This is a genomic window from Streptomyces sp. NPDC004134, from assembly GCF_042874195.1.
Classification (GTDB): Bacteria; Actinomycetota; Actinomycetes; order Streptomycetales; family Streptomycetaceae; genus Streptomyces.
The window spans coordinates 133,686-147,712 of the sequence record NZ_JBIAMS010000010.1; the positions used below are offsets into that span (position 1 = coordinate 133,686).

A 14,027-nucleotide genomic window follows, 5' to 3' on the forward strand; every position below is an offset into this window, starting at 1 on the left:
CTCAGGTCTCGTCGAGGATGCCGGAGCGTGCGATGAGGTAGCCCAGTTGCGCTCGGCTGTTGCTGCCCAGAGTGGAAGCGAGCTTGGCGATGTGGGCGCGGCAGGTGCGGACGTTCATGCCGAGCCGGCGGGCGATGTTCTGGTCGAGGTGACCCTCGACCAGGAGGCGGGCGATGCTGCGCTGGACGCCGGTGATGCCTTCGTGGGTGGACTCCGTGTAGGCGGCTTCCTCCAGGGGGGTGGCCAGTTGCCAGAACTGCTCGAAGACACCGACGAGATAGGAGACGAGCCCGGGGTGGCGGAGCTCCAAGGCGACTTGGCGGTCCGGTCGGATGGGGAGGAAGGCCACCTGACGGTCGACGATGATCAGGCGCTCGATGATCTCTTCGAGTGTTCTGACCTCGACCTGCTGCGGGCCGACGAACCGCAGGTACGCGAGTGTCATCGGCGCTTCACGGGCCGCGTGCTGATAAAGGGTGCGCATCCGTACGCCGCGCTCGGCGAGGGGGCGGACCCGCCGCAGTGCCTCGCCCAGGGCGCGGGCGCCGCGGCTGGCCGCCTCGGGCTGGATGGTGAGAAGTTCGTGTGAGCACTCGCCGACCGCCAGATCCAGCGCGGTGTTGATCGTGCCGAGGCCCTCCAGCACCGTGATCGGTGAGTTGTCGGAGGCGACCTCGATGCCGATATCGATGAACCGGCTGAAGCTCCTCGCGAGGTCGGCCGCGTGCTGCTGCCGCTCACGGATCTCCCGTTCCCGGGATACCAGAAGCCCCATCATGGCGTCGGATGCGCGGACGGGCAGCAGCCAGTCCGGGTCGTCGGGGTCGGGGTGGAGAAGGGCGAGGTCGTTCAGGCACGGTGCGAGCCGCGCGTCCGCAGCCGCTATCCGGCCGTCCCGCACGGCGGTGGCGTATGCCTCGCGGGCGGCCGGGCAGGGCTCTTGGAGACTGTGGCCGTGCTCGTGATCGTGCTCGTGATCGTGCCCTGCGTGCATCTCCGTGTACTCCCGGGAGCGGTGATCGGGGTCAGGACTGGTCGAGGATGCCGGAGCGTGCGATGAGGTAGCCGAGTTGGGCCCGGCCGTTACTGCCGAGGGTGGTGGCGAGCTTGGCGATGTGGGCGCGGCAGGTGCGGACGTTCATGCCGAGCCGGTCGGCGATGATCTCGTCGACGTGCCCTTCGACGAGCAACTTGGCGATGCTGCGCTGGACACCGGTTATGCCGTCCGGCTCCGGATGCTCGTAGTGCACCTCCTCGTCGAGAGGCGTGGCGAGCTCCCAGAGGTGGTGGAATACGCCGACGAAGTATTCGACGAGACCGGGATGCCGGACCTCCACCGCCGTATCCCGGTTCAACTTCACCGGCCGGTCCCGATGCGCGGGAACGAAGGCGACTTTCCGGTCGACGATGATCAGACGATCGACCAGCTCCTCAAGCGTGCGCAGCTCCATGAGGTCGTTGGCGACCCGTTCCTGATAGGCGAGCAGACCGTAGTTGTGCCGTGCGGTGTGCTGGTAGAGGCTGCGAATGCGCACACCGCGGTCGACCAGTGGACGCACCCGGTCCACGGCCTTGTCGAGGAGCGCCGGGGGACGGGTCCCACCGGGCTGGACGGTGAGGAGTTCCTTCTCGCACTCGGCGGTCGCCCTGCCGACGATCGCGTCGATGTTGGTCACGCCGCTCAGTTCGGTGATCGCGCTGCTGATGGCGGTGCCTCCCTGAGTGAGGGAGAGGAACGGCTCGAACGCGTCCGCCAGCGCTAGGGTCTGGTCCCTGCGCTCCTGAATCTCGCGCTCGATGGGGTGCTCAAGTCGGGCCAGCGCGGCGGACGGAGGCACCGGCCGTAGCCATCGGGAGTCGTCCGGGTCAGGGAGGAGCAGCATCAGGTCGATCAGACACGGCACGCTTTCTCCCTCCGGCCGGGAGACGCGCCCGGCCCGCAGCGCGCGGGCGTAAAGCTCCGAACTCGCGGCACAGAGGTCGGCGTATCCATGAGGATGGTCTGATTCGCCTTGATTTTTGCCCATTTATCCTTCCCACAGGAAGATGTGATTCAGGAACATGATGCAGTGCAGAGGTGGTGAACAGCCTTCGCGTGAGGCACCTTCTTCTGTGGGAAGCGGATTCATAGGGAGGCCGGGACTCCCAATGGCAAAAAAACTGACACGGTGGGCAGTTGCATTCGTGACTGCGGCTGTACTCAGCGTCATAGCAAGTCCCTTTGGCGCAGGCTCCGATGCCGGTCCGGGTGAGCAGGGTTCGGACCGGGCGGCGGTGGCAGGACAGCAGGACCCGACCTGGGGCTAGCCCGGGGACTGGACATTGACAACCTCAGACAGACAAGGACTTCACAGACACAGGTATCACGATGAACCCAGACCACCGCCGAAAGACGGAGAACCATTGGCACTCCGTCGATCTCGCTACGGCGGTGCCCCGTCCCGGAGACAGGTTGGTGGTTGCTCTCCTCGGAGAGCCGATCACCATCCTGCGTGACGGAAGCGGGGTCGTCCAGGCCTTCCGCCGGAGGTCCGGGCGCTATGTACGCTGCGTGGTGCGCTGCGGCGTGATCTTCGTCAATCTTGGCGAAGAGGATCACGTCCCCGTAGCAGCCGACGGCGTACCTGATAGCGAGAGCAACACCCCCCACTGTGCCTGACCGGGCGGTATCCCCCGTGTCCAGATCGCCCGAAGGCACACCAGCGGTGCCATCGCGGACGCAACCCCGCGATGGCACCGCTTTTGCGTGTTCTTGCGCGCATGCTTAGGGGTCGGCGGTCGCGTCGCGGTCGCCGGCTGCCGGTGCTGGGTTGGAGTTGAGTGGCGTAGACTCAACTTAGCTTACGTAGCCTCAGGCACGCCGAGTGCGGGCCGAGGTGTACCCCCATCGGCACCCCGGCAAGGAGGAGCACACAGCAGTGGACGCGGAGCTGACCAACAAGAGCCAGGAAGCGATCGCCGGCGCCAACAGCCGTGCCGTGTCCGGCGGCAATCCGGACATCACCCCCGTACATCTGCTGCTCGCCCTGCTCGACGTGGCGGACAACGAGAATCTCCAGGACCTGCTGGCCGCCGTCGACGCCGACCAGGCCGCCGTGAGGTCCGGGGCCGAGGCGCTGCTCGGCGGGTTGCCCAGGGTGCAGGGGGCGACCGTGTCGCCGCCGCGGGCGGACCGGGAGTTGCTCGCCGTCGTGGCCGATGCCGCCGCGCGGGCGCGCAAGCTCGACGATCAGTACGTGTCGACCGAGCACCTGCTCATCGGGGTCGCCGCCGAGGGCGGTGCCGCCAAGGAGCTGCTGAAGAAGCAGGGGGCGAGCGCCAAGGCGCTTGTGCAGGCGTTCGAGGAGATCCGCGGCGACCGGCGCGTGACCACGAAGAACCCCGAGGGCACGTACCAGGCGCTGGGCAAGTTCGGCACCGACCTGACCGCCGCCGCCCGCGACGGCAAGCTCGACCCGGTCATCGGGCGGGACCAGGAGATCCGCCGCGTCGTGCAGGTGCTCTCCCGGCGTACGAAGAACAACCCCGTCCTCATCGGCGAGCCCGGCGTCGGGAAGACCGCCGTCGTCGAGGGGCTCGCGCAGCGGATCGTGAAGGGGGACGTGCCCGAGAGCCTGAAGAACAAACGGCTCGTCGCGCTCGACCTCGGCGCGATGGTCGCCGGGGCGAAGTACCGGGGCGAGTTCGAGGAGCGGCTGAAGACCGTGCTCGCCGAGATCCGGGAGAGCGATGGACAGGTCATCACCTTCATCGACGAGCTGCACACCGTCGTCGGCGCCGGCGCGGGCGGCGAGTCCGCCATGGACGCCGGCAACATGCTCAAGCCCATGCTCGCCCGCGGCGAGCTGCGCATGGTCGGCGCGACGACCCTCGACGAGTACCGCGAGCGGATCGAGAAGGACGCCGCCCTGGAGCGCCGCTTCCAGCAGGTACTTGTCGCCGAGCCCACCGTCGAGGACACCATCGCGATCCTCCGCGGCCTGAAGGGGCGGTACGAGGCCCACCACAAGGTCGTCATCGCCGACTCCGCGCTCGTCGCCGCCGCGACCCTCTCCGACCGCTACATCACCTCACGCTTCCTCCCCGACAAGGCCATCGACCTCGTCGACGAGGCCGCCTCCCGGCTCCGGATGGAGATCGACTCCTCGCCCACCGAGATCGACGAGCTGCAGCGCGCCGTCGACCGCCTCCGGATGGAGGAGCTGGCGCTGAAGAACGAGTCGGATGTCGCCTCCCGCGAGCGCCTGGAGCGGCTGCAGCGCGACCTCGCCGACAAGGAGGAGGAGCTGCGCGGCCTCACCGCCCGCTGGGAGAAGGAGAAGCAGGGCCTCAACCGGGTCGGCGAGCTGAAGGAGCGGCTGGACGAGCTGCGCGGCACCGCCGAGCGCGCGCAGCGCGACGGCGACTTCGACACCGCCTCCAAGCTCCTCTACGGCGAACTGCCCGCCCTCGAACGCGAGCTGGAGGAGGCGTCCGCCGCCGAGGAGGAGGTCAAGCGGGACACGATGGTCAAGGAGGAGGTCGGCTCCGACGACATCGCCGACGTCATCTCCTCCTGGACCGGCATCCCCGCCGGCCGGCTGCTGGAGGGCGAGACGCAGAAGCTGCTGCGGATGGAAGAGGAGCTGGGCCGGCGGCTCATCGGCCAGGACGTGGCCGTACGGGCCGTCTCCGACGCCGTACGCCGCACCCGCGCCGGCATCGCCGACCCCAACCGGCCGACGGGCTCGTTCCTCTTCCTCGGCCCCACCGGCGTCGGCAAGACCGAGCTGGCCAAGGCGCTGGCCGACTTCCTCTTCGACGACGAGCGGGCCATGGTCCGGATCGACATGAGCGAGTACGGCGAGAAGCACTCCGTCTCCCGCCTGGTCGGCGCACCTCCGGGGTACATCGGATACGAGGAGGGCGGTCAGCTCACGGAGGCCGTGCGGCGGCGCCCGTACTCGGTGATCCTGCTGGACGAGATGGAGAAGGCGCACAACGAGGTCTTCGACATCCTGCTGCAGGTGCTGGACGACGGGCGGCTGACGGACGGTCAGGGCCGTACGGTCGACTTCCGCAACACCATCCTCATCCTCACCTCCAACCTCGGCTCCACCTTCCTCGTCGATCCGATGATCAAGGACGAGCAGAAGCGGGAGGGGGTGCTGGAGACGGTACGTAAGGTGTTCCGGCCCGAGTTCCTCAACCGGCTCGACGACCTCGTCGTCTTCAACGCGCTCGGCGGCGACCAGCTCAAGCGCATCGCCGCCATCCAGCTCGCCCATCTGCAGGAACGGCTCGCCGAACGCCGGCTCACGCTGGACGTCAGCGACGCGGCGCTGGCCTGGCTGGCGCGCCTGGGCGTCCCGGAGGACGAGCCGGAGCCGGACCTCAGCTACGGGGCGCGCCCGCTGCGGAGGCTGGTGCAGACGGCGATCGGGGACCAGCTCGCGAAGGAGATCCTGGCGGGCGAGGTGCGCGACGGGGACAGGGTGCGGGTGGACGTGTTCGGGGACCGGTTGCTGGTCGGCGCGGTGCAGTAGGGGCGGCCGGGCGGGGGCCCGTTCGCCGGCGCCGGGCGGTGCCGCCGCCCGGCGCGCTGCTCCGGCGCAGCGAGTTGTCCACAGGTGTCGCCGCCGGGTTGCGGGCACGGGCCCCCGGTGGGGGAGGATGGGCGCCGAACCGTTCGAAGGGAACCCCACGTGAGCATCGACCCGTCCTCGATTCCGAACTTCGGGGGCCAGCAGCCCGAATCCCGCGGCAGCGGCGGCCCGCAGGGGCCCATCGTGCCCGACCAGGATCTGGTCAAGCAGCTCCTGGACCAGATGGAGCTGAAGTACGTCGTCGACGAGGAGGGGGACCTCGCGGCGCCGTGGGAGCAGTTCCGTACGTACTTCATGTTCCGCGGCGAGGACGAGCAGCGGCTCTACTCGGTGCGGACCTTCTACGACCGGCAGCACTCGCTGGACGACAAGCCGGAGCTGCTGGAGGCCATCGACGACTGGAACCGGCGCACGCTGTGGCCGAAGGTCTACACGCACACGCACGACGACGGCTCCGTCCGGCTCATCGGCGAGGCGCAGATGCTGATCGGCACGGGCGTGGCGCTGGAGCACTTCGTGTCGAGCACCGTGAGCTGGGTGCGGGCGTCGATCGAGTTCGACAAGTGGCTGGTGGAGACGCTGGGGCTGCAGCAGGAGCTGGACAGCGACGAGCCGGACGAGGGCGGCGAAGGCGAAGACGGTCCGGAGGACACGGGCGGCCCGGGGCCGAAGGAGGGCTGAGGGCGCGACGGCCGGGCGGTCCGGTCTGCGCGGTGGTCAGGTTTCCGTCAGGGCGGTGCGCAGCGCCTCGTACGCGCGGGTGCCCGGCGTGACGGGCGCGTAGTGGCCCGTGCCGGGCAGCTCCAGCAACCGCCCGCCCACGGCGCGGGCGTAGCGTCGGGACAGCTCCACCGGTACGTCGGCGTCGGTCTCGCCGTGGAGCAGCACGACCGGCGCCGCCGGTGCCGGCATCCGCATCGGGTCCGTCTCGTCGAGCCGCTCCGCCACCCGCCCGGCGCCGCCGAGGAGCCCGGCGACGGCGCCGTCGCTGAGGCCCAGTTCGTGGGCGCGGGCCAGGTCCGCGACCGCGGCGACGCCGACGACGCGGGAGACGGCCGTCGGGCACCGCGAGGCGGCCCAGAGCGCGAGGTGGCCGCCCGCGGAGTGCCCGGCGAGCACCACGGGCCCGGATCCGGGCAGCGCGGCGAGCGCGGGCGGCAGATCGTCGAACGTCGCGGGGAACCCCCCGCCGCCCTCGCCCCCCGCTTCGCCCACGCGGCGGTACTCGATCAGTGCCACGCACCCGTTCAGGTCCTTCGCCAGCGCCGCCGCCAGCGGGGTCAGGTACGTGCGGTCGTAGCGCTCCCGCCAGAAGCCGCCGTGCAGCAGGGCCACGACCGGCCGGGCCGAGACGTCCCCGTACAAGTCGACGACCTGCGAGGGATGGTCCCCGTACGCCAGCGTGCGCGTGGGCGCGACCCGCTTCAGGGCGAACAGCGTGCGGGCCTCGTCGTCCAACTCGTCAACGGCGGTCATCCAGCACCTCTCCCAGCACTCCGGCAGCGCGGTATATGTCCGAGAACGAGGTATACAGCGGCGTCACGCCGAAACGGAGCACATCCGGCGGCCGGAAGTCGCCGACCACCCCGCGCGCGATCAACTCGCCCATCACCGCCTCCGCGTCCGCGCACCGCAGCGCGACCTGGCTGCCGCGCTCGGCGTGCGGCAGCGGGGTCAGCGGCGTGAGCGAGGGATCGCCCGGGAGGGCCGCGACGCACTCCAGGAAAAAGTCCGAAAGCGCCAGGCTCTTCGCCCGCACCGCCTCGATCGCCACGCCGTCCCACACCTCCAGCGCCGCCTCCAGCGCCAGCATCGACAGGATGTCCGGCGTCCCGACGCGTCCGCGCACGGAGCCGTCCGCCGGCCGGTAGCCGGCGGACATGGCGAAGGGGTCGGCGTGGGAGTTCCAGCCGGGCAGCGGGGAGTCGAAGCGGGGCTGGAGATCGCGCCGTACGTAGAGGTACGCGGGCGAACCCGGGCCGCCGTTGAGGAACTTGTACGTGCATCCCACCGCCAGGTCCACCCCGTGCTCGTCGAGCCCGACCGGCAGCGCGCCGGCGCTGTGGCACAGGTCCCACACGGCGAGCGCGCCGACCGCGTGCAGCGCGGCGGTGGTGCCGGGCAGGTCGTGGAGCCGGCCGGTGCGGTAGTCGACGTGGTTGACCAGCGCGAGGGCGGTCCGCGGGCCCGCGGTGGCGGCCATCTCGTGCGGCTCCACGGCCCGTAGCGCGCAGCCGGTCAGCCGGGCGGCGGACTCGGCGACGTAGCCGTCGGTGGGGAACGTCGTCGCGTCGACCAGCACCTCGTCCCTGGCCGCCCCCGCGCCGGACTGCGCGATGCGCACCCCGGCGACGACGGCCTTGAGGACGTTGACGCTGGTGGAGTCGCCGACGACCACCTGCCCCCGCGCGGCACCCAGCAGCGGCGCGATCCGGTCGCCGATCCGCTCGGGCGCGGTCCACCAGCCGGACTCCGTCCACGACCGGATCCGCAGCGTCCCCCACTCCCGCGCCACGACGTCCGCGACGCGGGCGGGGACGGCGGCGGGGAGGGCGCCGAGGGAGTTGCCGTCGAGGTAGACGACCGGGCCCCCGGAGGGCGTCGCGCCGGACGCCCTCCCACCGGGCCGCGTCCCGTCGGACCGTGCCGCGCCGGGCGGCTCCGCGTCGTCCAGGACGAACTCCGCCCGCTTCGCCCGCAGCGGGTCCGCCAGGTCCAGCTCCGCCGCCCGCTCCGCCAGCGCCGCGAACTCCGCCACCGCCCCGCCGCCGGCCCGGGCCGTCCCCGGCCCGTACGCCTCAGACATGGCTCCGCGCCGTCCACAGCTCGGGGAACACCTGCTTCGCCGCGCGCTTCTCCAGCCACGACACCCCCGCCGAGCCGCCCGTGCCGATCTTCCCGCCCATCGCGCGGCGGGTGGCCACCAGGTGGTCGTTGCGCCAGCGCCACACCAGTTCGGCGATGTCCGTCAGCACCTCGCCGAGCTTGATCAGACCGGAGTCCTGCGGGCCCGCGTAGACCGCCGCCCACGCGGCCTCGACCTCGGGGTGCGCCTCGTACCGCCGCGCCGGGTCGCGGTCCAGGACGTCGGCGGAGAGGCGGTGGCCCTTGGCGTCGAGGTAGCGCAGCACCTCGTCGTAGAGGCTGGGCTCGCCGAGCTGCTTCTCCAGCTCGTCGTGCACCCGCGGGGCGCCGCGGTGCGGCACGAGCATCGACGCGGACTTCTCGCCGAGCAGGAACTCCATCCGCCGGTACATCGCCGACTGGAAGCCCGAGCCCTCGCCGAGGGCGGCGCGGTAGGAGTTGAACTGCCGCGGCGTGAGCCGCGCCAGCGGCTCCCAGGAGGCGTTCAGCGATTGCAGCTCGTACGTGCTGCGCCGCAGCGCCGCCAGCGCCACCGGCAGGTCGTCCCGGCGCAGCGCCTCCGCGGCGGTCTCCCACTCGTGCACGACGACGGTGAACCACAGCTCCATGACCTGCGTGGTCACCAGGAAGACCAGCTCGCCGGGGTCGTCGGAGAGCGGGTGCTGCAGATGGGTGAGGACGTCCGCCTGGACGTAGTCCTCGTACGGAGTGGTGCCCCGGAAGTCGAGGTTCGGGGGCTGGTACCCGTCGGGCTGGTGCCCGTCGGGGCGGTGCCCGTCGGGCTGGTGGGCCGGGGTCTGGTGACCGTCGGTCTCCGCGGGCAGGGGGTCGTGAGCACGGCTGTCCATGAGCTGTCTCCACACAAGAGCCACCGGGTAGCGGTCCGCCCCTTCCTGCCGACAGCAGGGCCCCGGTCCCCTCGGGTACGGCCGCATCCGGTGTGCCGCACCCACTTCGCATCATCCGCGGCACGGCGGCGGGAGGCAAGAGCAGCCGGCCCGAAGGAGCGGGGCGCGGGCGGGGCCCCGCGGTGGCGCCCCGGTGAGTCCCCCGGCACCCCGCCGCCAGCCCGTCGCCGGCCCGGCGACGGCCCCCGTCGGCGGGCCCTCGGTCAGCTCCCGGCCGCCCTCCTCCCAGCCCTTCGCCCGCCCCTGACCAGCTCTCGGCCCGCCTTCAGGACAAGGTGGCCGCGGCGGTCGGCGAGCTGTCGCGCAGGAACGAGCTGCACCGCTCGTACTCCTCGGTCTCCCCGATGGCCTGCGCCGCACGGGCGAGCGCGGCGAGGGCGCGGAGGAAGCCGCGGTTCGGCTCGTGCTCCCACGGCACCGGGCCCTGGCCCTTCCAGCCGTTGCGGCGGAGGGAGTCCAGGCCGCGGTGGTAGCCGGTGCGCGCGTACGCGTACGACTCGACGGCGCGGCCGGCCTCGAATGCCTCGTCCGCGAGCTGCGCCCAGGCCAGCGAGGACGCCGGGAACTTCGCCGCCACCTCGGACGGGGCGGCGCCGCTCGCGAGCAGGTCGCGCGGCCCCGGGTCCTCGGGCAGATAGGTGGGGGGTGGGCCGCCGAGGAGGTTCTCGTGAATCGCCATGGGTTCCAGCCTGCCATGGCCGCGGGCGGCGGTGACCGCCGCGGCCGGTACGGACGTACTTCTCAGCGAAACCTCACGCCTCGATCACCTCAAGGACACCCCCCGGCCGGGCCCGGCAGCCGGGGCGGTGTCCACGCGGTGCTACTTCAGCTTCGTGCCCGTCGAGCGCAGGTGGTCGCACGCGGTCCTGACGCGCTCGGCCATCGACGCCTCGGCGACCTTGCCCCAGGCCCGCGGGTCGTACGCCTTCTTGTTGCCCACCTCGCCGTCGACCTTCAGCACGCCGTCGTAGTTCTGGAACATGTGCGCCGCGACGGGGCGGGTGAAGGCGTACTGCGTGTCCGTGTCGATGTTCATCTTGACCACGCCGTTCTCCAGGGCCGTGGCGATCTCCTCCTCGGAGGAGCCGGAGCCGCCGTGGAAGACGAAGTCGAACGGGCTCTGCTTGCCGTACTTCGCGCCGACGCCCTCCTGGAGGTCCTTCAGCAGCTCGGGACGGAGCACGACGTTGCCCGGCTTGTAGACCCCGTGCACGTTGCCGAAGGACGCCGCCAGCAGGTAGCGGCCCTGCTCGCCGAGGCCCAGCGCCTCCGCGGTGCGCAGCGCGTCGTCCACCGTCGTGTACAGCTCGTCGTTGATCTCGTGGGTGACGCCGTCCTCCTCGCCGCCGGTCGGGGTGATCTCGACCTCCAGGATGATCTTCGCGGCGGCGGCGCGGGGCAGCAGCTCCTGCGCGATCGACAGGTTGTCCGCGAGGGTCTCGGCGGAGCCGTCCCACATGTGCGACTGGAACAGCGGGTTCTCCCCGCGGGCGACGCGCTCCTCGGAGGCGGCGAGCAGCGGGCGCACGTAACCGTCGAGCTTGCCCTTGGGGCAGTGGTCGGTGTGCAGGGCGACGTTGACCGGGTACTTCGCGGCGACGATCGCCGCGTACTCCGCGAGGGCGACGGCGCCCGTCACCATGTCCTTGCTGTACTGCCCGCCCAGGAACTCGGCGCCGCCTGTGGAGATCTGGACGATCCCGTCGCTCTCGGCCTCGGCGAAGCCGCGCAGCGCGGCGTGCAAAGTCTGCGACGAGGTGACGTTGATGGCCGGGTAGGCGAACTTGCCTGCCTTCGCCCGGTCCAGCATCTCGTTGTAGACCTCGGGGGTTGCGATGGGCATCTGTCCGCTCCTTGGAGACGTGCGGGTGTGTGCGGGTGTCTGCAGTGCGTGTACGAGTGCGACCGGCTCCGTTGCCGTGGCGCCCCTGGAGTGCCCCCATCCTCCCAGATGTCCGCCCGCGCTTCCCGGCCCTGTGGATAACCCCGCGCCGGTCCGTGGGAGCGCTCCGTCCGGCTCAGCCGAGGCCCAGGTCGGAGAGCCCGTAGGCGTACAGATACGGCACGCCGGCGGTGTCGCGCACGCGCTCGGCCGCGCCCGTGTCGCGGTCCACGATCGTCGCGACGGCGACCACCTCCGCGCCCGCCTCGCGCACCGCCTCCACGGCCGTCAGCGCAGAACCGCCCGTCGTCGACGTGTCCTCGACGACCAGCACCCGGCGGCCCGCGACGTCCGGGCCCTCGATGCGGCGCTGCATGCCGTGCGTCTTGCTCGCCTTCCGTACGACGAAGGCGTCCAGCGGGCGCGTGCGGTCGCCCGCGGCGGCGGAGGCGTGCAGCATGGCGTCGGCGATGGGGTCGGCGCCGAGGGTGAGGCCGCCGACCGCGTCGTACGCGAAGTCCTTGGCCAGGTCGAGCATGACGCGGCCGACGAGCGGCGCGGCGGAGCCGTCCAGGGTGATGCGGCGCAGGTCCAGGTAGTAGTCGGCCTCGATGCCGGAGGAGAGGGTCACCTTGCCGTGCACGACGGCCTTGTCCTTGATCTGACCCAGCAGGTCGGCGTGTGCGTCGCTCATGGCGGTGAGCCTAACCGAGCGTGCGCCACGCCCAGGTGGTCGATACCTCCAGCGGATCGATGGGGGTGACGAGGCGCGGGTGGGTGTTGAGCCCGTTGGGCGGACCGGACTGCGGCTCGACGCAGACGGCCGCGGGCTGCTCGTCGTAGACGACGACCCACTCCGCGCGGCTGGTGACGGTCAGCTCCAGCCGGCCGGGCCAGGTGAGCGTCACGTCGACGCCGTCGGGCATGCCGAAGCAGTCGTCCCACGGGCCTGGCCGCGGCTCGATGCGCTTGCCGGTGGGCAGGTGGTCCTCGCCGCGCTGCTCCTGCCAGGCGGCGGTGAAGTCGATGCGCACGCCGGGGTCGTTGCCGTCGTCGGAGAGGTGGCGTACGAACCAGGGGTGCCAGCCGGCCTGCGCCGGGAAGGAGTCGCCGGTGGTCTCCACGGCGAGCGTGAGCGTCACCTTGTCCGGCTCCAGCTCGACCAGTTGGGTCACGCGCCCCGGGTACGGCCAGGGGTCGGCGAGGTCGTACGTGAACGCCGCGGCGGCGTCGTCGGCGCGCACGGTGCGCCAGGCGGTGTCGCGGCCGGTGCCGTGGATGGCGTGCGGGGGTGCGTCGGCGGGGAGCCGGTGCTTGACGCCGCCGTTGCGGAACTCGCCCAGCTCCAGGCGGCCGCAGAAGGGGACCATGGGGAAGCAGCCGTAGCGATCGCCGGCCCGCAGCAACTCGGTCCCGGCCACGCGCAGGCTCGCGACCCGGCAGCCGTTGCGGGGATCCATCGTCAACTCGGCGTCACCGGCGGTGAGACGTGTGGGCACGCCCCGAGCCTAGACGAGGCCCGGGCCGCCCGGTGGCGCAGGACCCGGGGACGGCGGGGCCGGGGCGGGTGGCGACCGGCGGCGGGCGGCGGGCGCCGGGGGAGCGGAGGCGGGCGCGGGCCGGGAGGCGCGCGGTGTCCGCGGGGTACGGCCGCGGGCGTATGGCGGGAACGCGTGGGACCCCCGGCCGGCGCAGTGCCCGGCCCCGGAGGTGTCCTGCCGCCCCCGCCGGAGCGGTCAGTGCCGGCGGCGCAGGGCCCGGCTCAGGATGACCGCCGTGGCGACCGCCAGGGCCGCCGCCGGGGCCAGCCAGCGAAGGCCCGCCGCTTGTACCGGGGAGTCCGCGGCCGGGGTCGGGGCGTACCGGCCCCTCGGCGGGGCGTGGTCGACCTCCTCCGCGCTGCGGCCGATCATCGTGCGGCGGGCGTGCGCGGCCTCCGGCTCCTCCAGCATGTCGTCGGCCGGCTCGTCCCCGTCCTCCTCCTCGTCGGAGAGCGCGTCCAGCACGTCGTCGGCCAGCGGGTCCAGCGACGGCGGCGGCACCTCGGCGTCGAAGACCTTGCCCGTGCCGGCCGGCGTCTCGCCGGACTGCTCGGGGGCCGGGATCCCGGGGATGGCCCGCTCGTTGTCGTCGCCGAGCCCGACGCCGGTCCCGTCGCCCGGCTGTACGGCGTCGTCCGGGTGCTCCGGCTCACCGGCCGGCTCCCCGCCCGGCTCCCGGCCCGGCTCCCGGCCCGGCTCCTGGGACGCCTCCGGCAGCGGCTCCGCCTCCAGGTCCGCCGCCAGGCGCTCCGCGAAGCGCTCCAGCAGCCGTACGCCCGCCGCCCGCGCCTGCGCCGCCTCGACCGCCGCCAGCCGCCCCGTGCTCGCCACCGTGCCGGTGCACAGCAGCGTCGTCGTGCCTTCCTCGGTCGCCTCGCGCGGCGTCAGGGTCAGCGACGCCGTCACCGACCCGCTGCCGCGCGACTCCTCGCCCTCGGCCTCCACGGCGACGGAAGGGCCGCCCGGCGCCAGCCGCAGCGTGCCGCGGTACGTGATGCTGGAGCCGGCGACGCGGAGCCGCAGCCGGCCGCGCAGGGTGCCCGGCTCCTCCGCCCCGTCCTCGTCGAGCGTCAGCCCGGGGACGCTGCGGGCGACCCGCTCGGCGTCGGACAGGGCGCGGCGAACGGTTTCTGCGGGTTGCGGTACGTGCACCTCTCGCTCCATGGAGCGGAGCCTACCCACGGGGAACCTGCGCGGCACAGGGTTCTGCGGCGGGTGGGGGAACGGGTCACTCCACCGCCCCCGA

At 72.2% G+C, this 14,027-nt stretch carries 12 protein-coding genes; 2 read left to right on the top strand and 10 right to left on the bottom strand.

Annotated elements, in window-relative coordinates:
- Position 1: 1 nt before the first annotated feature.
- Complete coding sequence (locus ACFYVJ_RS15555; RefSeq protein ID WP_388891201.1) at positions 2–994, bottom strand: helix-turn-helix transcriptional regulator; 993 nt, start codon at positions 992–994, stop codon at positions 2–4.
- Between the two features lie 31 nt (positions 995–1,025).
- Positions 1,026–2,027 carry a hypothetical protein gene (locus tag ACFYVJ_RS15560; protein WP_388891203.1) on the bottom strand — a complete coding sequence of 334 codons (1,002 nt, stop codon included), beginning with the start codon at positions 2,025–2,027 and terminating at the stop codon, positions 1,026–1,028.
- Between the two features lie 891 nt (positions 2,028–2,918).
- On the opposite strand from ACFYVJ_RS15560, the gene clpB reads away from it, so the two are divergent.
- The gene (clpB, locus tag ACFYVJ_RS15565; protein ID WP_388891206.1) at positions 2,919–5,525 is read left to right on the top strand and encodes an ATP-dependent chaperone ClpB; all 2,607 of its coding nucleotides are present in this window, start codon (positions 2,919–2,921) and stop codon (positions 5,523–5,525) included.
- A gap of 159 nt (positions 5,526–5,684) precedes the next feature.
- Complete coding sequence (locus tag ACFYVJ_RS15570) at positions 5,685–6,266, top strand: YbjN domain-containing protein (protein ID WP_388891209.1); 582 nt, start codon at positions 5,685–5,687, stop codon at positions 6,264–6,266.
- A 36-nt stretch (positions 6,267–6,302) separates the two neighbouring features.
- Here the strand turns inward: ACFYVJ_RS15570 and ACFYVJ_RS15575 are convergent, their stop codons facing one another.
- From ACFYVJ_RS15575 to ACFYVJ_RS15610, 8 genes are all read right to left on the bottom strand, one after another.
- Positions 6,303–7,061: an alpha/beta hydrolase family protein gene (locus tag ACFYVJ_RS15575; protein ID WP_388891212.1), complete on the bottom strand. Its 759-nt coding sequence runs from the start codon at positions 7,059–7,061 to the stop codon at positions 6,303–6,305.
- Positions 7,048–8,391 (bottom strand): kynureninase, encoded by a 1,344-nt coding sequence (gene kynU / locus ACFYVJ_RS15580; protein WP_388891216.1) that lies wholly within the window; start codon positions 8,389–8,391, stop codon positions 7,048–7,050. The genes ACFYVJ_RS15575 and kynU overlap by 14 nt, the downstream gene beginning before the upstream one ends.
- The gene (locus ACFYVJ_RS15585; protein WP_388891219.1) at positions 8,384–9,298 is read right to left on the bottom strand and encodes a tryptophan 2,3-dioxygenase family protein; all 915 of its coding nucleotides are present in this window, start codon (positions 9,296–9,298) and stop codon (positions 8,384–8,386) included. Before ACFYVJ_RS15585 ends, kynU begins: the two co-directional genes overlap by 8 nt.
- Before the next feature lie 325 nt (positions 9,299–9,623).
- The gene (locus ACFYVJ_RS15590) at positions 9,624–10,037 is read right to left on the bottom strand and encodes a DUF3151 domain-containing protein (protein WP_388891222.1); all 414 of its coding nucleotides are present in this window, start codon (positions 10,035–10,037) and stop codon (positions 9,624–9,626) included.
- A 141-nt stretch (positions 10,038–10,178) separates the two neighbouring features.
- The gene (gene fbaA, locus ACFYVJ_RS15595) at positions 10,179–11,201 is read right to left on the bottom strand and encodes a class II fructose-bisphosphate aldolase (RefSeq protein ID WP_388891225.1); all 1,023 of its coding nucleotides are present in this window, start codon (positions 11,199–11,201) and stop codon (positions 10,179–10,181) included.
- 175 nt (positions 11,202–11,376) lie between these two features.
- Positions 11,377–11,934: an orotate phosphoribosyltransferase gene (gene pyrE, locus ACFYVJ_RS15600; protein ID WP_388891227.1), complete on the bottom strand. Its 558-nt coding sequence runs from the start codon at positions 11,932–11,934 to the stop codon at positions 11,377–11,379.
- A 10-nt stretch (positions 11,935–11,944) separates the two neighbouring features.
- On the bottom strand, positions 11,945–12,700 hold the full coding sequence (locus ACFYVJ_RS15605; protein ID WP_388891372.1) for an aldose 1-epimerase: 756 nt from the start codon (positions 12,698–12,700) through the stop codon (positions 11,945–11,947).
- 276 nt (positions 12,701–12,976) lie between these two features.
- Positions 12,977–13,933, bottom strand: coding sequence for an SRPBCC family protein (locus tag ACFYVJ_RS15610; RefSeq protein ID WP_388891375.1), 957 nt, complete (start codon positions 13,931–13,933; stop codon positions 12,977–12,979).
- Between the last annotated feature and the right edge of the window lie 94 nt (positions 13,934–14,027).

Bases quoted from the DNA above. Each gene is read 5' to 3' on its own strand.
- ACFYVJ_RS15560 (WP_388891203.1), bottom strand. From the start codon at position 2,027: ATGGGCAAAAATCAAGGCGAATCAGACCATCCTCATGGATACGCCGAC.
- pyrE (WP_388891227.1), bottom strand. From the start codon at position 11,934: ATGAGCGACGCACACGCCGACCTGCTGGGTCAGATCAAGGACAAGGCC.
- ACFYVJ_RS15555 (WP_388891201.1), bottom strand. From the start codon at position 994: ATGCACGCAGGGCACGATCACGAGCACGATCACGAGCACGGCCACAGT.
- fbaA (WP_388891225.1), bottom strand. From the start codon at position 11,201: ATGCCCATCGCAACCCCCGAGGTCTACAACGAGATGCTGGACCGGGCG.
- ACFYVJ_RS15585 (WP_388891219.1), bottom strand. From the start codon at position 9,298: ATGGACAGCCGTGCTCACGACCCCCTGCCCGCGGAGACCGACGGTCAC.
- ACFYVJ_RS15605 (WP_388891372.1), bottom strand. From the start codon at position 12,700: ATGGATCCCCGCAACGGCTGCCGGGTCGCGAGCCTGCGCGTGGCCGGG.
- ACFYVJ_RS15575 (WP_388891212.1), bottom strand. From the start codon at position 7,061: ATGACCGCCGTTGACGAGTTGGACGACGAGGCCCGCACGCTGTTCGCC.
- ACFYVJ_RS15590 (WP_388891222.1), bottom strand. From the start codon at position 10,037: ATGGCGATTCACGAGAACCTCCTCGGCGGCCCACCCCCCACCTATCTG.
- kynU (WP_388891216.1), bottom strand. From the start codon at position 8,391: ATGTCTGAGGCGTACGGGCCGGGGACGGCCCGGGCCGGCGGCGGGGCG.